This is a genomic window from Flavobacterium sp. ZT3R18, assembly GCF_007097385.1.
Classification (GTDB): domain Bacteria; phylum Bacteroidota; class Bacteroidia; order Flavobacteriales; family Flavobacteriaceae; genus Flavobacterium.
The window spans coordinates 47,128-69,844 of sequence record NZ_VJZS01000007.1 but is presented as its reverse complement, the minus strand read 5'-3'; the positions used below and the strand labels follow the sequence as shown (position 1 = coordinate 69,844).

The window sequence follows — 22,717 nt, the reverse complement described above, 5'->3', positions numbered from 1 at the left end:
TATTTACCAACACCAAATCATAAATCTTACATCGTTAATCTACAATCTAAAATCTCTTGACCTTAATAACATTGTGCGATTTCGTGAGGCTGTTTAATTATAACCCTATTTGGAAAAAAGGGCAATCAGCTGAGAAATAGCGGGATTGCTAAGACTCTCTTTGGGATAGGAAAGTCCTATTTCTCTGTAGTATTTAGGTCCGTTATAGTTTTTTATTTGAAAGCCTTTCCAGGGCTTAGCGAAAGATTCCGGAAGAAAAGTAATTCCCAATCCAGCCATCAAGAGCGTCAACACTTCGGTTTTAGTGGCGCAATTGGCAACAGTATTCCATTTACTTCCAGAACTGTTCAAGATAGACAAAGATTGCTGATGTGCCTCACAAGGGGGACAATGGATGAAGGCTTCTTCGGCCAAATCACTCAACTCAATAACTTCTTTTTTCAGCAAAGGGTGGTTATCCGGAACGCACAAAACATAGTCTTCATGCCAAAGCGACAGGAACAAGTCCTCTTCATATTTCCATTCCCGAACTAATAAGTTAATCTCACAATCTCTTCCAATTGGGCGAATGTCCCATTCCAGCAACTCTATATTTTGGGATACATCCTTAAAAAAATGACTCTTGAATTCCTGAGGAAGGTCTTGAGCAACACCAATACAAATTTTCTGTTTGAATTTTTCGTGCAAAAATAAGTCAGACAATGAGGCCAAATCGCTCAAGATTCGTTTGGCAATGGGATATAAATAATGTGCGGATTCCTTTGGGATAACACCTCTTTTGTGGCGACTAAAGAGTTCTTTTCCCAATTCATTCTCGAGTTGTTTTATTCCGCTTGAAATGTTAGGCTGTGAAACAAAACACTGTTCTGCAGCTCGGGTCAGATTTTTTTGCTCGTAAACCGCAACAAAAAATTTTAATATCCTTGTATCCATAAATATAATATATGATAAGCATTAAAAAATAGTATTTTGACTCCAATCACAAGACTACTACCTTTGTAAGGTTATAAATAAATACAAATATACATCATAATGAAAAAGTATCATAACCCTTTAGTTATTATTACCGGAGCCAGTTCTGGAATTGGAGCTGCAACAGCAAAATTATTTTCATCACAAGGACACCCATTGTTGCTATTGGCCAGAAGAATAGAAAAAATGGAAGCTTTGGGCTTACCTGACACCCTTTGCAAAAAAGTTGATATTACCGATTACGATTCGTTTAAAGCTGCCGTTGTCGAAGCAGAAATGCTTTACGGACCTGCTGATGCCATCGTCAACAATGCTGGTGTGATGTTGCTTGGAGATATTGCGACTCAAGATCCTAAAGAATGGAAACAAATGTTTGACGTGAATATTTTGGGCTTACTAAACGGAATGCAAGCTGTTTTACCTCAAATGAAGGAAAGAAAACACGGAACAATTATCAATATCAGTTCCATTGCCGGCAGAAAAACCTTCGCTAATCATGCAGCCTATTGTGGAACTAAATTTGGGGTGCATGCCATAACTGAAAATGCACGGGAAGAAGCAGCAAGCTTTAATGTTCGTATGGTAACCATTGCTCCAGGTGCCGTTGAAACCGAATTGCTGTCACATACTACTTCTGAAACAATAAAAGAAGGATATGACGCATGGAAAGAGGAAATGGGTGGTGTATTAGAGCCTAATGATGTCGCTGGTGCTATTTTGTATGCTTACAACCAACCACAAGGTGTAAATATTAGGGAAATTGTTTTGGCAGCAACAAAACAACAGCAATAAAAGCTACTCTTTCAAATAGGAAATGAAAGCCTTTGATGATTTATTTAACAATTTAGCAACGTAACGTTAAATTAAAAATTGTTTTATAATTATTTTATCCTTTATCTTTGCAAAAGAAAAACCAAAGAATTATCAAATTTTATAAAGTTATGTTATCAATTCAATTACATCATCATCATTTTCATAATTGCTCTCAAGCGATGTGTTAATGGTATGCGTGTAAATCACAATATTCTAAAACCCGTTTGAGTACATCAAACGGGTTTTTTATTACCTATTCTTTGTACTCAAGCATTATTCTAAACAAAAAAACTAAAAAAATGAGTACATTAAAAATTGCAATTCAGAAATCAGGACGTTTAAACGAAGAAAGCATCCAAATCCTAAAAGACGCAGGAATCTCTATTGATAACGGAATAGATCAATTAAAAGCAGAAGCTTCAAATTTCCCTTTAGAGGTTTTGTATTTACGAAATTCAGATATTCCCCAATATTTAATTGATGGAGTTGTAGATATTGCTATTGTTGGAGATAATTTATTAGTTGAAAAAGGAAAAAATATTGAAGTAATTCAAAAATTAGGTTTTTCAAAATGTAAAGTTTCAGTAGCAGTACCTAAAGCGTTTAATTACAAATCTGTTCAAGATTTAGACGGTATGCGTATTGCGACTTCATATCCAAATACAGTACTTAATTTTTTTAATTCTAAAGGAGTAACAGTTGATATTCACCAAATATCAGGTTCTGTAGAAATTGCCCCAAATATAGGATTGGCAGATGCAATTGTAGATATCGTATCTAGCGGAAGTACTTTGTTCAAAAATAATTTAAAAGAGGTTGAGGTTATTTTCAAAAGTGAAGCGGTATTAGCAGTTTCTCCAAAAGTAAGCCCCGAGTCTCAAAAAATAATTGACACCTTAAAATTCAGAATTGAATCAGTACTAAGAGCTAGGAAATCAAAATACATTTTAATGAATATTCCCAATGATAAAATCGAAGCCGTTGGTAAGATTCTCCCCGTTTTAAGAAGTTTAACGGTATTGCCTTTGGCGCAAGAGGGCTGGAGTAGTGTGCACTCGGTAATTGACAAAGATACTTTTTGGGAAGTAATTGACCAATTGAAAGAAGTAGGAGCAGAAGGAATTTTAGTATGTCCAATTGAGAAAATGGTACTATAAATTTTAAATTCCAACATTTAAATTCCAAATTCCAATCGAGCTATTGAAAAAATTTGCATACCATTCTAAACTACAATTAAAATGAACAAAATATACAACCCAAAACCAGAAACTTGGTCTGTCATTTTAGAAAGACCTACCCAAACAGTTGATGATATCGAAGCAACTGTAAAAGGAATTTTCAAAGAGGTGCAATCAAAAGGAGACAGTGCCGTTTCTAAATACACTTCATTATTTGATGGTGTTGCAGTAGATCAATTGGAGGTTTCACAAGCAGAAATAACTACAGCTATTGCATCTATTTCAGCAGAATTGAAGCAAGCCATTCAATTGGCAAAGTCGAATATCGAAAAATTCCACGCAGCTCAAAAAACAAATCCAGTTTCAGTAGAAACTATTGAAGGAGTAAACTGCTGGCAAGAGAAAAGACCCATCCAAAAAATTGGTTTATACATTCCGGGAGGAACAGCACCTTTATTTTCAACGGTATTGATGCTCGCCGTACCTGCAAATCTCGCGGGATGCAGCGAAATTGTATTGTGCTCACCACCGGATAAACAAGGAAATATAAATCCAGCTATTTTATATGCGGCCAATTTATGTGGAGTAACCAGAATATTAAAAGTAGGTGGCATTCAAGCCATAGCTGGAATGACTTTTGGAACCGTTAGCATTCCAAAAGTGTATAAAATATTTGGCCCCGGAAACCAGTTTGTAACCGTTGCCAAACAATTGGCGACTCAGTTTGGTGTTGCCATCGATATGCCAGCAGGTCCATCGGAATTGTTGATTGTTGCGGATGATACTGCCGTTCCTGCTTTCGTAGCATCCGATTTATTATCACAAGCCGAACACGGAACGGACAGTCAAGTGATTTTAGTTTCTACTTCAAAAGCATTAATTGATGCTGTCGAACTGGAAATTCAATCACAAATGGCCGTTTTACCCCGAAAAGCCATTGCTGAGAAAGCCATTGCTAATTCAAAATTGATATTTGTCGAAAATAACACCACCGCTTTAGAATTAATCAATGAATACGGACCGGAGCATTTTATTATTTGTACCAAAGACGAATCTTTTTATATAGACAATATTGCCAATGCTGGTTCCGTTTTTATTGGGAATTACACTCCGGAAAGCGCGGGAGATTATGCTTCTGGAACCAATCATACCTTACCGACGAATGGTTATGCCAAAAATTATAGCGGCGTAAATTTGGATAGCTTTACAAAAGGAATGACTTTTCAGAAAATTAGTCCAATTGGAATACAAAATATCGGTTCGGCTATTGAAATAATGGCAGAAGCCGAGGGATTGCAAGCCCACAAAAATGCAGTTACCTTGAGATTAAATCAGATAGAAAAAGAGAATAGAGTATAGAAAATAGAAAAAAGAGCAAAGAATAAAGAGTAAAGAATAAAGAATAATGTAAGTACTGGGAATTTAAAGCTTTCGTCAAGGTCTATTCTCTATATTCTTTTCTCTATTTTCTAATTTTTCAGCTCTTTTTTAAAATTTAAAAAAATGATAAATAGTTTTAATTTAGATACTTTAGTTAGAGAGAATGTTAAGGTTTTAAAGCCCTATTCGTCTGCCAGAGATGAATTTGAGGATTTTGACACTGCCGATATGGTATTTTTGGATGCCAATGAAAATCCATTTAACAGTGGGGTAAATCGTTATCCTGATCCCCAACAAGCTTCGGTAAAAGGCATACTGGCCAAACAACACAAAGTAAATACCAATCAAATGTTGCTAGGAAACGGTAGCGATGAAGTTTTAGATTTGTTGTTTAGAGCCTTTTGTGAACCCAAAGAAGATAATGTAATCACTTTGCCACCAACCTACGGAATGTATGGGGTTTTGGCTAATATCAACGCGGTAGAAAATAGAGAAGTATTGCTTTCAACTGATTTTCAACCTCAAATTGAGAAAATCTTTGGCGCCATTGATGATAATACAAAAATGATCTTTTTGTGTTCGCCGAATAACCCAACAGGAAATTCATTTTCAGAAGAAAGTGTAACTACTTTGTTAGATCACTTTAATGGTTTAATCGTTATTGATGAAGCGTATATTGATTTTTCTGAAAAAGAAAGTTGGTTGCGAAAACTATATCAATATCCAAATTTGATCATCACACAAACACTCTCAAAAGCCTATGGTTTGGCAGGAATTAGATTGGGAATTTGTTATGCTTCCGCAGCAGTGATTTCGGTTTTAAATAAAATAAAACCACCTTATAATGTAAATGAGTTGTCACAAAAGAGAGCTTTGGAACGATTGGACAATACTAAAGCAATTGCCTCTGAAATTAAATCAATTATAGAACAAAGGTCAGCATTACTTGAAGTTTTACTTGATGTAAAGTATGTTGAGAGGATCTATCCAACAGAAGCCAACTTTATCTTAATTAAAGTAGATGATGCCAATAAAAGATACGATGATTTGATAGCTAAAGGAATCGTAATCCGTAATAGAACAACACAACCATTATGTGAAAATTGTTTGCGTTTGACTATTGGAACAGCAGAAGAAAATAAAAAATTAATAGAAGCATTACGAAATTAACTAACTAAGACCTAACAGGTTTTTGAAACCTGTTAGGTCTAGAACAAAAATAACCTATGAAAAAAGTACTTTTTATAGATCGTGACGGAACGATTGTTTTAGAACCGGAAGGATACCAACTAGACAGCTTAGAAAAATTAGAATTTTATCCAAAAGCGTTTCAGTATTTGGCTAAAATTGCCGAAGAAATGGATTATGAATTGGTTATGGTAACCAATCAAGACGGTTTAGGAACCGATAGTTTTCCGGAAGACACCTTTTGGCCAACGCAAAACTTTATATTGAGAGCTTTTGAAAACGAAGGTGTTCTTTTTGACGATATTTTTATAGATCATTCTTTACCGGAAGACAATGCACCCACTCGCAAACCAAGAACGGGAATGCTAACCAAGTATATTGACAATCCTGAGTATGATTTAGCGAACTCATTCGTTTTAGGAGATCGTTTGACCGATGTAGAATTAGCCAAAAACCTGGGAGCCAAAGCCATTTTTATGAATACTAGCGAAGGAGCTGGAAGCACTGAAATTGCTGCAAAAAGAGAAGAATTAGACGAAGTGATTATCTTGCAATCTACGGATTGGAAAGTGATTTATGAGTTTTTGAAACTCGAAGCGCGTTCCGCAACTATTTCGAGAAAAACCAATGAAACCGATATCTACATCAACTTGAACTTGGACGGAACAGGAAAAAGTAAAATTGAAACCGGTATTGCCTTTTTTGACCACATGCTGGATCAAATTGCACGTCACGGACAAATGGACTTGGAGATTTTGGTAAAAGGCGATCTTGAAGTCGATGAACACCATACTATCGAAGATACTGCCATTGCTCTTGGAGAAGTTTTTGCCAAAGCATTAGGTAATAAATTAGGCATTGAACGTTATGGTTTTTGTTTACCAATGGACGACTGCTTATCTCAAGTAGCCATTGATTTTGGAGGCAGAAACTGGTTGGTTTGGGAAACCGAATTCAAACGTGAAATGGTTGGTAAAATGCCAACAGAAATGTTTTATCATTTCTTCAAATCATTCTCAGATGGAGCCAAAGCAAATATTAACATCAAAGCGGAAGGAACCAACGAACATCATAAAATTGAAGCTATCTTTAAAGCTTTTGCGAAAGCGATAAAAGTAGCCGTAAAACGCGATACAGAGAAAATGATTTTACCAAGTACGAAGGGAATGCTGTAAAAGCCCCCCCAACCCCCGAAGGGGGGGGAGCTACATGGGAATTGTAATCTATCTTAATAAAATAACACATATAAATTATGGATAAAAATAGAACGCCCTCTACATCAGCTCCCCCTTCGGGGGGTGGGGGGCTCGTAATCATAAATTACGGAGCAGGAAACATTCAAAGCATCATGTTTGCCATCGAAAGATTGGGATTCAAGGCGGTTTTGAGTAATAATCCCGAGGAGATAAAAGCAGCCGATAAAGTAATTTTCCCTGGCGTAGGCGAGGCGAGTTACGCGATGAAAATGCTAAAACAAAGCGGTTTGGACACTCTAATTCCAACGCTTAAACAACCCGTTTTCGGAATATGTTTGGGTATGCAATTGATGTGCAACAAATCGGAGGAAGGTGATACGGTAGGATTGGGCATTTTTGATGTGGATGTCATCAAATTTTCTCCAAAAGTAAAAGTCCCACAAATGGGGTGGAACACTATTTATAACCTAAAGTCAGATTTATTCAAAGGAATTGCCGAGAATGAATACATGTATTTGGTTCATAGTTTTTATGCACCTATTTGCGAAGAAACCATTGCAACTACTGATTATGAAGTGGCGTATTCTTCGGCTTTAGAAAATAAAAACTTCTACGGAACACAATTTCATCCCGAAAAAAGTGGTGATGTTGGGGAGCAAATACTTGGTAACTTTTTGAAATTATAAAATAGCAATTTCAATGGCAATTTCAATAGCAATGAGAAATTAAAAATCAAATTTAATGATAATGTGATGTAAGATTGCCTCATTCTTCGCAATGAAAAATCTAAAATCTAAAATCTGCAATCTAAAATAGAATATGAGAATAATCCCTGCAATAGATATTATAGAAGGAAAATGTGTTCGCTTGTCCAAAGGCGATTACAACACTAAAATTATATACAATGAAAATCCGCTTGAAGTAGCCAAATCATTCGAAGCCCACGGAATCGAATATTTACATTTGGTGGATTTGGACGGTGCCAAATCGAGCAAAATTGTCAATTATAAAATATTGGAACAAATAGCCACTCAAACCAAACTGAAAATTGATTTCGGTGGTGGATTGAAATCGGATGCCGATTTGAAAATTGCTTTCGAAAGTGGCGCTAACCAAATCACAGGTGGAAGTATTGCCGTAAAAAATAGAGCTGTTTTCGAAAAATGGATAGCTGAATACGGTTCGGATAAAATCATTTTGGGAGCCGATGCCAATAATGAAAAAGTAGCTGTTTCGGGTTGGTTAGAAGACTCTAATGAAGATTTGATTCCATTTATTCAAGACTATCAAAACAAAGGAATTCAGTATGTGATTTGTACTGATATTGCCAAAGATGGAATGCTAGAAGGACCGAGTTTTGATTTGTATGCTAAAATTTTGACGGAAGCTTCACCTCGAGCGAAGTCGAGAGGCGGAATAAAATTAATTGCCTCTGGTGGAATTTCAACATTCGATGAATTACCGAAATTGGCCGAAATGGGCTGTGAAGGAACCATTATCGGGAAAGCCATTTACGAAGGTAGAATTTCGTTGAAACAATTGGAAAATTATATAATTTGCAAATAATAAAACTCAAAATATAAAATATGATAACTTGTTATTTGAAATACACAATAGACCCTTTTCAATTAGATGTTTTTGAAGATTATGGCAAAAGATGGATAAAATTGGTTAACCGTTTTGGAGGGCAACATCATGGTTATTTTTTGCCTTCTGAAGGAGCAAATAACATAGCATTTGCAATGTTTTCATTTCCCAGTTTAACTAAATATGAAAATTACAGAAAACTAATTTTGGAAGATCCAGAATGTCTCGAGGCTTTTAAAATTGCAGAAGATACAAGATGTATATTGAGTTACGAAAGAACATTTTTACGTCCAGTATTCGAATAAAATGACCATTAACAATAATAAAAATGTTAACAAAAAGAATAATACCCTGTCTCGATATTAAAAACGGAAGAACCGTAAAAGGCGTTAATTTCGTAGATTTGCGTGACGCAGGAGATCCTGTTGAATTGGCTAAGATCTATTCGGATGAAGGAGCGGATGAATTGGTTTTTCTGGATATTTCTGCAACCGAAGAACGTAGAAAAACCTTGGTGGATTTAGTTCGAAAAGTGGCTGCGACTATCAATATTCCATTTACTGTGGGTGGTGGAATCTCGACTGTAGAAGATGTGGAAGTTTTATTACAAAATGGTGCGGATAAGGTTTCAATTAATTCATCGGCGGTAAAAAATCCGCAGTTGATTAATGAATTGGCACAAAAATTCGGAAGCCAGTGCGTGGTGGTCGCTATAGATGCCAAACAATTTGATGGTCAATGGATTGTGCATTTGGTAGGAGGAAAAGTGCCAACCGAATTGAATTTATTTGATTGGGCAAAAGAAGTAGAAGAAAGAGGAGCAGGAGAAATTCTTTTTACCTCGATGGATAACGACGGAACCAAAAACGGATTTGCCAATGAAGCTTTGGCTAAGTTGTCTCAATTGGTTAATATCCCCATAATTGCTTCTGGTGGCGCAGGAACTATACAGCATTTTGTAGATGCCTTTATTGAAGGAAAAGCAGACGCAGCATTGGCGGCAAGCGTATTCCACTTTAAAGAAATCGAAATTAAAGCATTGAAAAAGGAGTTAAAAAACAATAATATTGAGGTTAGGATTTAGAACGTAGAAAATAGAATATAGAGCATAGAATATAGAAAAAAGAGAAAAGAAAATCAGATTTGATACTCTTTCAATCTTTTATTTTTCACCCGAGCCAGAAAGGCGAACGGACGAAGTAATCACAAAATTATAAAAATGGAAATAGATTTTTCAAAAAATACAGATGGATTAATTCCTGCTATTATTCAAGATAGTGAAACCAAAAACGTTTTGATGTTGGGTTATATGAATGCCGAGGCTTATCAAAAAACAGTTGACACTCAGAAAGTTACTTTTTATAGCAGAACCAAACAAAGACTTTGGACAAAAGGCGAAGAAAGCGGTAACTTTTTAAATTTGGTTGATATTAAAAACGACTGTGATAACGATACGCTTTTAATTCAAGTGCAACCAGTTGGACCAACGTGCCACAAAGGAACCGATACTTGTTGGGCAACCGAAAACAAGCAAGAATATGGTTTTATTTCCAATCTGGAAAACACCATCAAAACCCGCAGAGAAAATGCCGATTCTGAAAAGAGTTATGTGGCATCCTTATTTAAATTGGGAATCAACAAAATTGCTCAAAAAGTAGGAGAGGAAGCGATAGAAGTGGTCATTGAAGCCAAAGATGATAACGATGATTTGTTTTTGAGCGAAAGTGCCGATTTGCTTTTTCATTATTTGATTTTACTGCAAGCCAAAGGTTTTCAATTGAATGATGTGGTTGATGTATTGAAAAGCCGTAAGAAGTGAAAAAAGTTTTCAGTCACAGTCTCAGTTTTCAGTCGTAAGGGATGTACTGAGATCTGATAGTGAAAAAAGTTTTCAGTTCTCAGTCTCAGTTTTCAGTCGCAACGGACGTGCTGAGATCTGATGGTGAAAAAAGTTTTTAGTTTTCCGTTTTCGGTCGCAGCCGAAACGGATAGACTGAAACTGAAAACTGTGACTGAAAACTGTGACTAAAAACTGAAATAGACTTCTTTTTGATAATAAAAATCAAAAAAAGTATGTAGTTTTGGAGGAAAAATCATCAACACATGAAAAAGTATCTAAGCCTATTATTGATTGCATTTTTAATCTCTAATGGAATTCAAGCGCAAGGGTTGCTTGCCAAATCGGATGTTATTTTTACCAGACAAGATTCTTTAAGAGGAAGCGTCACTAAGGAAAGAGTTTGGTGGGATGTAAAACACTACAACTTAGAGGTAAAAGTAAATCCTTTAGACAGCACAATTACAGGGGCTAACACTATACAATATAAAGTGTTACAATCTTATGATGTGATGCAAATTGATTTGCAAAATCCGATGGAAATTACGGAAGTAACTCAGGATGGTGTAGCCTTAAAATACAAAAGAGAAGGGAATGCCTTTTTCATAACATTGGCTTCAAAACAAAAGACAGGAGCCACAAAAGAAGTAAAAGTATTTTATCAAGGCAGGCCAAAAGTAGCTGTTAGACCACCATGGGATGGCGGAATTACTTGGAAAAAAGACCAAAACGGGAACGATTTTATTGCTTCTTCCTGTCAAGGATTGGGTGCCAGTATTTGGTGGCCGAACAAAGACCACATGTACGATGAAGTGGAAGGGATGAAAATTAGCGTGAATATACCTGGAAAATTAATGGATGTTTCCAATGGTCGTTTGCAAAATGTAAAAACGCTAAAGGACGGTACCAAAACCTATACTTGGGTGGTCAAAAATCCAATCAATAATTATGGCGTAAATATCAATATTGGAGATTATGTGTCTTTTTCAGAGAAATACAAAGGAGAAAAGGGCGATTTAGATTGCCAATACTATGTTTTGAAAGATAATTTAGAAAAAGCCAAAGAACAATTCAAAGAGGTGCCGAGAATGCTAAAAGCTTTTGAACATTGGTTTGGGCCTTATCCTTTCTATGAAGATAGTTACAAACTGGTAGAAGCTCCGTATTTAGGCATGGAACACCAAAGTTGTGTGACTTATGGGAATGGTTTTCAAAACGGCTATTTGGGACGCGATTTAAGCGGAACGGGTTGGGGATTGAAATTCGATTTTATCATCATTCATGAATCAGGACACGAGTGGTTCGCCAATAACATTACCTACAAAGATATTGCCGACATGTGGATTCACGAGAGCTTTACTTGTTATTCTGAAAGTCTTTTCGTGGAATATTACTATGGAAAAGATGCTGGTACAGAATATGTGCGTGGTATTCGAAAAAATATTCAAAACGACAAACCCATCATTGGGCATTATGATGTAAACAATGAAGGTTCAGGCGATATGTACTACAAAGGTGCCAATATGCTGAACACATTGCGTCAAATTGTAAATGATGATGAAAAATGGAGAACTATCTTGAGAGGTTTGAATAGTACTTTTTACCATCAAACGGTAACGACCAAACAAATTGAGGACTACTTAAGTCAACAAGTCGGTATGGATTTGAACCCATTCTTTAATCAATATTTGAGAGACATTAGAATTCCAACATTAGAATATACTTTTCAAGAAAATGCAGTGAAATACCGTTGGAAAAATAGTGTTGCTGGTTTTGATATGCCTGTAAAAGTATCACTGAACGGAACAGAAGTTACTTTGAACCCAAAATCAGAATGGAATGAATTTACCTGTCCTTTTAAAATTGAAAAAGTAGAAGTGAATAAGGATTTTTATGTTTTAAGTAAAAATGTTGCTAAATAAAAATTGAACAAAAAATTTAGTTTAGAAAAATCTAATTATTCAGTTGTTACTTTTATCCAAAGTTTTGAATTGCCTCTAGCTTTAGCTAGAGTGATGATATTGATATAATTGTCCATGGCTTTAGCCAAAACATTTGCTGTTTCGGCTAAAGCCAATTTGATGTTCATTCATTTACCTCCAGCTAAAGCTCAATGTCATTAAGTTAAGAAAAAAGTGTTGATTTTACTAGGATTGTCGAGCATCTTGTGTGATCTCTCCTTCGTCGAGATGACAAACTTACGTGATATTGCATATCTAAATCATCGCGTTTTGTCATTCCGAGGTACGAGGAATCACACAATATGAGAACACTAGTAGCTCTCAAGCACTAAAAATACTAGTAAAAACCCTTAACTTAATGACATTGAGCTAAAGCTGGAGGCAATTTAAAATCTACAATGATCTGAATAGACATTATAAAAAAACAACTTTGACAGAAAAATTAAAAACAAACAGTCCTAAAAAACTTTATGGACTAGATCATTTACGAGCATTAGCAATTTTATTTGTTTTTCTATTTCACTATTTCATTCTTAGCGGAGGACAACCTGAGTGGCTGCCTAGTTTTGCTAAATTTGGATGGACTGGGGTAGATCTGTTCTTTGTTTTAAGCGGTTTTTTGATTTCCTCGCAACTTTTTGCTCAAATCAAACAGGGGCAAACTATTTCATTTAAACTATTCTTTTTAAAACGTTTTTTTAGAATTATCCCAGCATTTTGGATTACCGTTAGGCTTTATTTTTGTTTCCCAATCTTTCGTGAAAAAGAAGCGTTACCACCCATTTGGAAGTTTTTGACTTTTACACAGAACTTGGGACTTAATTTAAAAGACTTTGGAACATTTTCACACGCTTGGTCGCTTTGTGTTGAAGAACATTTTTATTTATTCTTGCCCATTATTTTGATTTTGTTGCAATTTTCCAAACTGTTCAATAAATCCTATTGGCTAATTATTGCATTATTCCTATTTGGTTTTGCAATTAGGATATACAGTTTTAACAATTTATATCTCCCGAAGATTAATGATGAGAATGGCTGGATGTATTGGTACAAATACATTTATTATCCAACTTACAACCGTCTGGATGGGCTTTTAGTAGGGGTTTCTATTGCTGGAGTTTATCAGTTTTTACCAAAAGTTTGGAATACAATATCAAAATTTGGAAATCAATTTCTGCTTTTCAGTTTACTCGTTTTGAAAGGAGCCTATTTTTTGTGTGAAGATCCACAATCCTATTCTGCCTCCGTTTTTGGATTTCCAATGGTTGCTATTGGTTATGGTTTTATGGTTGTCGGAGCAATCAGTCCAACAAGTTTTTTATTCAAATGGAATTCAAAAGCAACAACTTTTATAGCATCACTTTCTTATGCAATCTACCTTACACACAAAGGAATAATTCACATAACACATCAGATTTTAGAAGATTTTAAAATAGATGCAAATTTGATGCTTGTAATTTGCGTTATAACCTGTACAATTGGAGCATTTTTATTAAACTCGGCAGTTGAAAAACCATTTATGAAATTGAGAAACAAAATGATAAAGCATAAATCGACATCTCAAGAATACCCTAATTTGATAAAAACATAGAAGATCTCAATTATATCTATTGTTGAAATCTATTTAGGGATATTTTCATTTTGTTCAGCCTCAATATCAAACAATTGCACTTGACTTTTCAATCTTTCGATCAATAAATTCATCATTCTTTTGTTGAGGCTGGAGGAATTTTGAATGTAAAGCGCATATTCATCGGTAGTAAATAATCCGATAATCATTCCTTTTAAGGCATTTCTGAACTTGATGTCTTTTTGAATGGCGTTTTCTATAACAGCCAATTTGTTTTCGACAGTTTTAGAATAAAAATCTCTTTTATACTTGCTGATATAATTTAAAAAAGAAGCGATGAACAAATCGTTCTGTAATTTTAAAATGGGTCTGAGTACTTCATTTTGAAATAACTCCTCTGAGGACGATTGATTGTTGACATTTCCCAATGATTCTCCTCGAATTTCTTTTATTAAAATATCTCTCTGATTCATCTTTCTTTTTTATTTAAAAATATAAAAATTACTGATAGCAATGTCTTATTTTAGCATTATTAAATAAACAAATATGCGATTTCATACTAGAAAATGGGTAAAACCAGAAGACTTAAACCCAAACGGTTCATTATTTGGCGGTAAACTATTAGCTTGGATTGATGAAGAGTTGGCTTTGTATTCTATTATACAATTAGAAAATACCAGAATTGTTACCAAACACATGTCTGAAATTAATTTTAGAAGCTCTGCAAGACAAGGGGATATTATCGAAATTGGGATTGACGTAGTTAAATTTGGAAACACTTCACTAGTATTAAAATGTGAAGCACGAAACATGATGACCCGTGAGACAATCATTACTATAGATAACACTACCATGGTAAATCTAGGCGAGGATGGTAAACCAAAAGCACACGGGAAAACGGAGATTGAGTTTGTGAAAAATAGAATAGTTTAAAAAAGGTGCTAAGATTCTGAGCAGCTAAGATTATGTAATTTGAAAAGCATAAAAAAATCTGAATAAATCGCCGTGTTATTTACATTCAGATTTATTCAGATTTTAATTTTATTGCTTAAAACTTTTAAGGTTTTACTATATTCTCAGAAGGCATTACAAAAATTTCTAAATCAAAGTAAGGAACCGAGGCAATAATATGGTCGAATATATCAGACATGATGTATTCGTAATTTTCAAAACGCTTGTCTTTAGAAAAAGCATACACTTCAAGGGGAATACCATAAGGAGTGGGTTGCAATTGTCTGCAAAGCATTATCATATCCTTGTTTAATCCTGGATATTGCTGTAGATATTGTGTAATGTATTTTCGGAACAAACCCAAATTAGTTAAGTTTCGGCCATTTATAGCCAGACTTTTATCAATTTTATGCCCTCGATTGTAGGTGTCAACTTCGGCTTTTCGAAGATCAATATAAGCACTCAAAAGTTCTATTCTTTTTAAATTAATGAGTTCTTGATCTTGTAAAAACCGAATGCTACTGGCTTTGATTGTAATGTGTCTCTTGATACGTCTTCCATCAGAGTTAAGCATTCCTCTCCAGTTTTGAAACGAATCGGAACTTAAACTATAGGTTGGAATCGTAGTCGTGGTATTATCAAAATTTCGAACTTTTACGGTAGCCAGATTGATTTCTATCACATCTCCATCGGCACCATAACGATCCATGGTAATCCAGTCGCCTATGCGTACCATATCATTTATCGCCACTTGAACACTCGCCACAAAACCTAAAATAGTATCTCTAAAAACCAAGATAATCACTGCCGAAACTGCTCCAAGAATGGTCAACAATTCCTTTTGGTCAATATCAAACAATTTTGAGATAATCACTGCGATTCCAAACATCCACAGCACAATCATAATAACCTGAATGAAGCTATCGATGGGTTTATCGCTGTATCTTGGAATCAGTTTTAGATAATCTCGCAAGGAATTAAATACGGTTCGAATAATCCATAAAATCAACAGAACGATATAAATTCCCACTAATTTTCCAAAAATACCTTCCCAATATTCAAACTTATCCAATAGTACAGGAACCGATTTAAAGACAAAAAATAATGGGAATAAGTAGGCTATATATTTGGCTGTTTTATTGTTAACCAACAAATCATCAAACTTGGTTTTGGTTCTTTGGGCAACAATAGCCATTATGGTTACCAAAATAAATCGGAAAACTACATATAAACCATAAGCCAGAAAACAAAGTACAATTGTATTGAAAAACAAACTCAAATAAGTCGCAAAACTTCGACTCAAACCCCAATGTCTGAAAACAGGGTAGAGGAAACTAAAAATGAGATGAATGAGTTTGTTCATGTTTTACAAGTATTTTTTTTCAACAATAAAAGTTCCAAAAGGCAATACCGAAGCAAGTAATATAAAGCTGAAATTTTTAAAATCCCAGTTTTGAGCGCTTTTCAATAAAAAAGCCAACAAAACATAACCTATAAATAATACGCCATGACTCATTCCGATTGGGTACAACAATGTTTTGTACAATTCAATATGAGTGGGTTTAACAAAAAGCATATTCGAAAATAAAACCAAATAAGAGATTCCTTCTAAAATGGCGGTAATCTTAAAAATCTTGAGCATAAGGAGAGAATTAAGTGTTTAATTATTGAGTAGTAAGTATTAAAAATAAGAATTAAGTACAATTCGAGAAAACAAATCATTCCTAATGCAAAATCCTTAAAATTAAAGGCAAAATTAAGTAATAACATTGATTATTGCAGTATTGAATGCCAAAGTAAATTACTTTTGTATTCTTAAACTTTGAAAATGAGCAAGCGAGATTTAAAAAAATATTTAAATGAACTCAATAAAGAGCAATTAGAAGAGCAAATCCTCGAATTGTATGAAAAGTTCAGTCCAGTAAAAGTGTATTATAATTTTGTATTTAATCCAAAAGAAGAAACACTGTTACAGGAATGCAAACTCAAAATCTCCAATGAATATTTCCCTATAAAAACTACAGGAAAAAGAAAAAAACCAAAATTGAGACGTTCTGTAGCTCAAAAATACATCAAGCATTTTATGTTATTAGGCGTCGATCCTTTTGTGATTGCCGATGTGATGCTTTATAATATTGAAATTGCGCAGACTTTCTCAGCCGAGAATACTGTAAAACAAGAATTATTCTATAAAAGTATTTTCAATTCTTTCGAACAAGCTGTGAATTTTATTATTTCGAGTGGAATTACAGCCGAATTCAAAACCAGAATTAGAGAAGCACATCGTCAAGCTTTTTTGCAAAAATGGTATAACGAATCTGATTTTAAAACAATTACAGAACAGTTTGATTAGTTATTATTGGTCTTTAAATTAATTTTATTTAATCCCTCCTATATTTTTTAAATAAATTTTGGCTGAATAACTGTTTTTTAGGTGTAGTTTTGCAAAAATCCAATAAAATACAATGCATCAAGACACGTTAGAAATTGAAATTGAAAGCAAAAAAGAACTTTACGCTTACCAACAAGGGGACATTGACGCTATATTTGAACGTATAGACAATGCACCTCCGCAACACCATTTATTATACCAATTGCCGACAGGTGGTGGAAAAACAGTGATTTTTTCCGAAATCGTTCGTCGTTATTTATCGCAACACAAGAAAAAAGTAGTTGTACTTACACACCGTATAGAGTTGTGTAAGCAAACTTCAAAAATGCTAAAAGGTTTTGGCGTAAAAAACAAAATCATCAATAGTAAAGTAAAAGAACTTCCAGACCAAAACGATTATTCTTGTTTTGTGGCCATGGTCGAGACTTTGAAAAACCGTATCAATGACGAAAAACTACATTTAGACAATATCGGCCTAGTCATTATTGATGAGGCGCATTACAATTCATTCCGAAAGTTATTGAGCTCTTTCAAGAATGCATTTATACTAGGTGTGACAGCAACACCATTGAGTTCAAACATCAAATTACCAATGCACCAAAGCTATAATGAACTAATTGTGGGAGACACCATTAGCTCATTGATAGAAAATGGTTTCTTGGCAAAAGCAGTTACCTATAGTTATGATGTTGGATTAACATCATTAAAAGTAGGTATTAATGGTGATTATACCGTTAAATCATCAGATGATTTATATACCAATATGGCCATGCAGGAGAAATTATTGCACGCTTATACCGAGAAATCTTTGGGCAAAAAAACCTTGATTTTCAATAATGGTATCAACACATCTCTTTATGTGTACGAAACTTTTAGAGAAGCAGGTTATGGTATTCGCCATCTGGACAACACCAGTAGCAACGAAGAACGTAAAGAGATTTTACATTGGTTCAAGCATACTCCAGATGCGATTCTTACCTCGGTTGGTATCCTTACCACTGGTTTTGATGAGCCTACCGTTGAAACAATTATATTAAATAGAGCCACAAAATCACTTACTTTATATTATCAAATGATTGGTCGTGGGTCTAGAAAACTACCAAATAAAGACATCTTTAATGTTATCGATTTGGGTAACAATGCAGCCCGTTTTGGGTTGTGGAGTGAGCCTGTAAACTGGCAACATATCTTTAAATCTCCTGAGTTTTACTTAGAAAATTTAAGGGATGATACGGAGATTGAGTTGTATTTCAAATACGCTATGCCACCAGAATTGCGTGCCAAATTCAGCAAAACTGCCGATGTGACTTTTGATGTAGATGAAGAACACAAACTGGCAATTGCACAAAATTTAAGATCCAAAGTAGTTCTAGAGAAATCAATCGATCAACACGCTGCCATGTGTGTCGATAATTCCGAAGAATTACAAGAAGCCAAAGCATTATCAAGAGAATTAGAAGCCGATATCGAATGTCGCGTAAAACGATTTTCAAAATGCCTGAGCCAATGTAGCAAAAACTACAGAGAATGGCTTATGGATGATTACAAACTAAAAATGACCTTGTTAATCGGAAAGAAATATCGTGAGAAAATCATGAACGAAGCCGATTAAAAAGTAGTGGTCAGTATTCAGTTACAAGTGTTCAGTCATAGAGCTGTCTCATATAGTATAATAGTTTTCAGGAGCTAATCCCGCTATCCGTTACAATCTTTTATGTCTCGTAAAAAAACGAGACATAAAAGGATTTTCACTTCTATCGGGGCTAAAAAACAAAGTGGTAATCAAGACCATTTCATAAAATTAAAAACAAAAAAAATGTCAAAACAATTCTCAGATTTAGGAGTTTCAAAAGGAATACTAAAAGCGATTACCGAAATGGGAATTGTTGAACCAACAGAAATTCAGAAAAAAACCATTCCATTACTTTTAGCAAACACTACTGATATTGTGGGACTTGCCAAAACAGGAACCGGTAAAACTGCTGCTTTTGGATTGCCATTATTACAATTAATAGACACACAATTACCTGCAGTGCAAGTCGTAATTTTAGTGCCAACCAGAGAATTGGGACAACAAATTTTTCGTAATCTAGAAGATTATGCAAAATACCTTCCCGAAGTTTCTATAGCAACCGTTTGTGGTGGAATACCAATTAAACCACAAATCGAACGATTAACAGCTCCAACGCACATCGTTGTAGCAACGCCAGGTCGTTTGATTGATTTGTTGCAACGCAAAGCTATTAGTCTAAAAGAAACTAAATTTTTAGTTCTCGATGAAGCCGATGAAATGGTAACCATCCTTAAAGAAGGTTTAGACGAAATTATAACTGAATTACCTAAAACTTACAGAACCTTTTTGTTTTCGGCTACTATGCCGGGAACCATTAAGCAATTAGTTCAAAATTACCTTAATAAGAACGTAGTTCAGGTAAGTGCCAACATGGAAACAGTCGGTAATCAAGGCATTGACCACAACTACATTGTGGTAGATCCTATCGAAAAACTGGATGTTTTAATGCATTTCCTAAATTCGAAAGAAGGAGAACGCGGTATTATCTTTTGTAAAACCAAAGCGGCTGTCAATAAATTAGCCAAAAATCTAGCCATCAACAGATTTTCTTCAGGAGCTTTACACGGAAGTTTGTCACAAGGAATCCGTGACCGAATCATGGAGCAATTTCGTGAAGGACACATCAACATATTGGTAGCGACCGATTTGGCTGCCAGAGGAATTGACGTAAAAGAAATCTCTTACGTTGTTAATTATCACTTGCCAGATGTGTATGAAGTGTACGTACACCGTAGCGGAAGAACGGCTAGGGCAGGGGCCAAAGGACTTTCTTTGACCGTTTTACAACCTGAGGAAGTAGCTGAAATTGCTGATTTCGAAAAAGAATTGGGAATCCAGTTTACCAAATATAAAAAACCATCTGTAGCGAGTATTGAAGAAAACAACACGCTTTTATGGGCTAAGCAAATCTTCAAAACAAAACCCAATCATGATGTCGATACCGAATTAAAAACAAAAATAAAAACCATTTTTCATCATCTGACCAAAGACGAATTGATCGAAAAATTGTTAGCCAGTTATTTATTGCAAAACAAAACTGAAATAGCCGAAAAGCCAGTTAAAAAGTTGAAAAGAGACTAGTTGTTTACATACTAGTCGCAGTTTTCAGAGTTGTTGTAAATACAAAACTGTGAATAAAAATTGAGACTCAGACTCAAACAGAGACTGAAAACTGAGACTAAAAACTGAAAACTAATTCCTATAGCATCCATAAATAGTGTATATTTATGGATGCTATTTTTTTTAAACATCATATAAAAAACAATATGGAAATTGTAATAATAGGCGGAGGTTTTGCCGGAATTAATTTAGCCAAAGAACTGGCAAACCAAAAAGACATTCAAGTAACCCTTGTAGACAAAAACAATTACAATTTCTTTCCACCACTCATCTATCAGGTAGCCACAGCCTTTTTAGAACCATCAAGTATCAGTTATCCTTTTCGTAAGTTTTTTGCAGGCAAAAAGAATCTACAATTTCGTTTGGGAGAATTACTCAAAGTTATTCCAGCCGAAAACAAAATCATCCTCAATAATGGCGAATTGCATTACGACCACTTGGTTTTTGCAACCGGAGCCGAAACCAGTTATTTTGGAATGGATAATGTCAGGAAAAATGCCATTCCGATGAAAACACTCAACGATGCCATTGAAATGCGCAATACCTTATTAAAAAATCTGGAAAAAGCAGCCATTTGCAAAGACATTCGAGAACGTCGAAAATTATTGACTATTGTCGTTGTTGGTGGTGGGCCTACGGGTGTTGAAGTTTCGGGAATGTTTGCCGAAATGCGAAAAAGCATATTACTCAAAGAATATCCCGAATTAGAAACATCTGCCAGTAATATTTATCTAGTCGATGGTGGCGACGCCTTATTGTCGCCCATGAGCGCGGCATCACAAGCAGACACGCTTGAAGCCGTAACCCAACTTGGAGTAGTCGTAAAACTAAACACCCGAGTGGTGGATTATAAAGACGACACCGTTTTCTTTGCCGACGGAAAAACCATTCAAACCAAAAATTTAATTTGGGCAGCAGGTGTTTCAGCCAGAGAATTCGAAGGAATTCCGACAGAAAGTTACGGTCGTGGCAAACGAATGGCTACTGATGCGTTCAACAAAGTAAACGCTACCGAAAACATCTACGCTATTGGCGATACCTGCATTCAACTCAACGATGTAGATTTTCACGAAGGTCATCCGCAAGTAGCGCAAGTAGCGATTCAGCAAGGAGTGAATTTGGCCGAAAACTTCAAACTAATGGTTCAAAATAAACCATTGAAACCTTTTAAATACAATGACAAAGGTTCAATGGCGATCATTGGAAAAAACAAAGCCGTTGTTGATTTACCAAAACCTAAAATGCATTTCAAAGGCTTTTTGGCTTGGATGATTTGGTTATTTGTACACCTAATGTCCTTGATAACCTACCGCAACCGATTGAATACTTTTTACCATTGGATGATTGCTTATTTTTCAAAAGACCAATCCTTGCGAATGATTATTAGACCTGAGAAGAGAACGAAAGGGGAGTAGTTTGTAAGAAAAAAATATTACATTTGAAGCTGTGTAAAAGGGGAGAAACCTTCGCAGATAAGATAGACGTGTGACATTATACGGCAGAATCAGGAAAATAACGAAATTTAAATAAATTAAATATGGAACCAATTATCTTCAAAGCAACTGATAGAGTTTCTAAACATTATAAAAGACGTGTTGCTCAGATACTTTCGCGATTTGAAGATATAAGAGAATTAATTGAGCATCAAACTTCTAAAGGCACAAGAGTAGAAAAAGAAATTAGGCAATTTTTAATTGATTTTTTGCCTGAAATGTATGAATACAGTTCAGGTATCGTAATTGATAATTCGGGAAGTGAATGTGATAAAAGCAAACAAGAAGACATTTTAATTATAGATAAATTCTTTAATCCAAAATTATTTATAGATGAAGAACCATCTATATATCCTGTTGATGTAATATATTGTGGAATTGAAGTAAAGACATCAATAAATGAAACAGAACTCTCAACTGCTGTTAAAAACATTGAGTCATTAAAGAAATTAAAATTCATAAAGGACAAAGTTACATCTAACATAAGTAACGGTTTTACTGTTAGCGATACCAATTCTCCTATAGGTATCATATTCGCATTCGATACAACTTTTAAAAGTAGTACAACATTATTAAACCATTATAATAAAGCAATAGCTGATATAGCTTTAGAACATAGACCAAATTTATTATGTATTCTAAATCGAGGAATAATCGGAATAAGTCAAAATAATAAACCCATTATTGAAATATTTGGTCTTATAGGACAAGATAAAGATGGGAATATTGGAGAAATAACAACAAAATCAACTGATTTATATTATCAATCAGGAGGTCATAATTATCCTAAGATACTTGTTAACGACAATTACATTATTGTTGACCCTTCAAGAATAATGCTTGGTTTTCTACAATATTTAATAGATTTATTATTAAAAAAAGTAATTATTTCTAAAACAAATTTACTAAATCACTACATTCCGGAACAAATGAATAAAAGAATCAGTTTCGAATTACAATAATGTCGCACAACAATAAGGATTTAACTGCATACACAACACGAACA

General features: G+C 34.7%; 23 protein-coding genes. 18 read left to right on the top strand and 5 right to left on the bottom strand.

Annotated elements, in window-relative coordinates:
* Positions 1–105: 105 nt before the first annotated feature.
* Positions 106–933, bottom strand: a complete 828-nt coding sequence (locus FNW52_RS09725; RefSeq protein ID WP_143377273.1) for a LysR family transcriptional regulator — start codon at positions 931–933, stop codon at positions 106–108.
* Between the two features lie 99 nt (positions 934–1,032).
* On the opposite strand from FNW52_RS09725, the gene FNW52_RS09720 reads away from it, so the two are divergent.
* The 11 genes from FNW52_RS09720 to FNW52_RS09670 all read left to right on the top strand — a co-directional run bounded on the left by FNW52_RS09720 (position 1,033) and on the right by FNW52_RS09670 (position 12,073).
* A complete protein-coding gene (locus tag FNW52_RS09720; protein ID WP_143377272.1) occupies positions 1,033–1,764 on the top strand; it encodes an SDR family oxidoreductase in 732 nt (243 codons plus the stop codon).
* 320 nt (positions 1,765–2,084) lie between these two features.
* On the top strand, positions 2,085–2,942 hold the full coding sequence (gene hisG, locus FNW52_RS09715; protein WP_143377271.1) for an ATP phosphoribosyltransferase: 858 nt from the start codon (positions 2,085–2,087) through the stop codon (positions 2,940–2,942).
* 81 nt (positions 2,943–3,023) lie between these two features.
* Positions 3,024–4,322 carry a histidinol dehydrogenase gene (gene hisD, locus FNW52_RS09710; RefSeq protein WP_143377270.1) on the top strand — a complete coding sequence of 433 codons (1,299 nt, stop codon included), beginning with the start codon at positions 3,024–3,026 and terminating at the stop codon, positions 4,320–4,322.
* Between the two features lie 144 nt (positions 4,323–4,466).
* The gene (gene hisC / locus FNW52_RS09705) at positions 4,467–5,513 is read left to right on the top strand and encodes a histidinol-phosphate transaminase (protein WP_185965948.1); all 1,047 of its coding nucleotides are present in this window, start codon (positions 4,467–4,469) and stop codon (positions 5,511–5,513) included.
* A gap of 56 nt (positions 5,514–5,569) precedes the next feature.
* Positions 5,570–6,706 carry a bifunctional histidinol-phosphatase/imidazoleglycerol-phosphate dehydratase HisB gene (gene hisB / locus FNW52_RS09700; protein WP_143377269.1) on the top strand — a complete coding sequence of 379 codons (1,137 nt, stop codon included), beginning with the start codon at positions 5,570–5,572 and terminating at the stop codon, positions 6,704–6,706.
* Between the two features lie 77 nt (positions 6,707–6,783).
* Entirely contained in the window at positions 6,784–7,413 is a 630-nt protein-coding gene (gene hisH / locus FNW52_RS09695) for an imidazole glycerol phosphate synthase subunit HisH (protein WP_143377268.1), read from the top strand.
* A gap of 133 nt (positions 7,414–7,546) precedes the next feature.
* The gene (hisA, locus tag FNW52_RS09690) at positions 7,547–8,293 is read left to right on the top strand and encodes a 1-(5-phosphoribosyl)-5-[(5-phosphoribosylamino)methylideneamino]imidazole-4-carboxamide isomerase (RefSeq protein WP_143377267.1); all 747 of its coding nucleotides are present in this window, start codon (positions 7,547–7,549) and stop codon (positions 8,291–8,293) included.
* 20 nt (positions 8,294–8,313) lie between these two features.
* The gene (locus FNW52_RS09685) at positions 8,314–8,619 is read left to right on the top strand and encodes an NIPSNAP family protein (RefSeq protein WP_143377266.1); all 306 of its coding nucleotides are present in this window, start codon (positions 8,314–8,316) and stop codon (positions 8,617–8,619) included.
* 23 nt (positions 8,620–8,642) lie between these two features.
* Entirely contained in the window at positions 8,643–9,398 is a 756-nt protein-coding gene (hisF, locus tag FNW52_RS09680) for an imidazole glycerol phosphate synthase subunit HisF (protein ID WP_143377265.1), read from the top strand.
* A 129-nt stretch (positions 9,399–9,527) separates the two neighbouring features.
* The gene (gene hisIE, locus FNW52_RS09675; RefSeq protein WP_255515562.1) at positions 9,528–10,133 is read left to right on the top strand and encodes a bifunctional phosphoribosyl-AMP cyclohydrolase/phosphoribosyl-ATP diphosphatase HisIE; all 606 of its coding nucleotides are present in this window, start codon (positions 9,528–9,530) and stop codon (positions 10,131–10,133) included.
* 284 nt (positions 10,134–10,417) lie between these two features.
* The gene (locus FNW52_RS09670) at positions 10,418–12,073 is read left to right on the top strand and encodes a M1 family metallopeptidase (RefSeq protein WP_143377263.1); all 1,656 of its coding nucleotides are present in this window, start codon (positions 10,418–10,420) and stop codon (positions 12,071–12,073) included.
* A gap of 35 nt (positions 12,074–12,108) precedes the next feature.
* Here FNW52_RS09670 and FNW52_RS21100 read toward each other — a convergent pair whose 3' ends face one another.
* Positions 12,109–12,240, bottom strand: a complete 132-nt coding sequence (locus FNW52_RS21100; RefSeq protein WP_255515552.1) for a hypothetical protein — start codon at positions 12,238–12,240, stop codon at positions 12,109–12,111.
* 302 nt (positions 12,241–12,542) lie between these two features.
* Between FNW52_RS21100 and FNW52_RS09665 the strand changes: the two genes are divergently transcribed.
* Entirely contained in the window at positions 12,543–13,703 is a 1,161-nt protein-coding gene (locus FNW52_RS09665) for an acyltransferase (RefSeq protein WP_143377262.1), read from the top strand.
* Positions 13,704–13,732: 29 nt separating this feature from the next.
* Here FNW52_RS09665 and FNW52_RS09660 read toward each other — a convergent pair whose 3' ends face one another.
* Positions 13,733–14,155: a glyoxalase gene (locus FNW52_RS09660; protein WP_143377261.1), complete on the bottom strand. Its 423-nt coding sequence runs from the start codon at positions 14,153–14,155 to the stop codon at positions 13,733–13,735.
* 73 nt (positions 14,156–14,228) lie between these two features.
* Between FNW52_RS09660 and FNW52_RS09655 the strand changes: the two genes are divergently transcribed.
* Entirely contained in the window at positions 14,229–14,615 is a 387-nt protein-coding gene (locus FNW52_RS09655; protein ID WP_143377260.1) for an acyl-CoA thioesterase, read from the top strand.
* A 124-nt stretch (positions 14,616–14,739) separates the two neighbouring features.
* Here the strand turns inward: FNW52_RS09655 and FNW52_RS09650 are convergent, their stop codons facing one another.
* Complete coding sequence (locus FNW52_RS09650; RefSeq protein ID WP_143377259.1) at positions 14,740–15,996, bottom strand: mechanosensitive ion channel family protein; 1,257 nt, start codon at positions 15,994–15,996, stop codon at positions 14,740–14,742.
* A gap of 3 nt (positions 15,997–15,999) precedes the next feature.
* A complete protein-coding gene (locus tag FNW52_RS09645; protein WP_143377258.1) occupies positions 16,000–16,275 on the bottom strand; it encodes a DUF3817 domain-containing protein in 276 nt (91 codons plus the stop codon).
* A 186-nt stretch (positions 16,276–16,461) separates the two neighbouring features.
* Between FNW52_RS09645 and FNW52_RS09640 the strand changes: the two genes are divergently transcribed.
* From FNW52_RS09640 to FNW52_RS09620, 5 genes are all read left to right on the top strand, one after another.
* Positions 16,462–16,986 carry a DUF6155 family protein gene (locus FNW52_RS09640; protein WP_143377257.1) on the top strand — a complete coding sequence of 175 codons (525 nt, stop codon included), beginning with the start codon at positions 16,462–16,464 and terminating at the stop codon, positions 16,984–16,986.
* A gap of 112 nt (positions 16,987–17,098) precedes the next feature.
* Positions 17,099–18,637: a DEAD/DEAH box helicase gene (locus FNW52_RS09635; protein ID WP_143377256.1), complete on the top strand. Its 1,539-nt coding sequence runs from the start codon at positions 17,099–17,101 to the stop codon at positions 18,635–18,637.
* Positions 18,638–18,841: 204 nt separating this feature from the next.
* Entirely contained in the window at positions 18,842–20,179 is a 1,338-nt protein-coding gene (locus tag FNW52_RS09630; protein ID WP_143377255.1) for a DEAD/DEAH box helicase, read from the top strand.
* Positions 20,180–20,364: 185 nt separating this feature from the next.
* Positions 20,365–21,633 (top strand): NAD(P)/FAD-dependent oxidoreductase, encoded by a 1,269-nt coding sequence (locus tag FNW52_RS09625; protein WP_143377254.1) that lies wholly within the window; start codon positions 20,365–20,367, stop codon positions 21,631–21,633.
* 122 nt (positions 21,634–21,755) lie between these two features.
* Positions 21,756–22,673, top strand: coding sequence for a DUF6602 domain-containing protein (locus tag FNW52_RS09620; RefSeq protein ID WP_143377253.1), 918 nt, complete (start codon positions 21,756–21,758; stop codon positions 22,671–22,673).
* Positions 22,674–22,717: the final 44 nt, after the last annotated feature.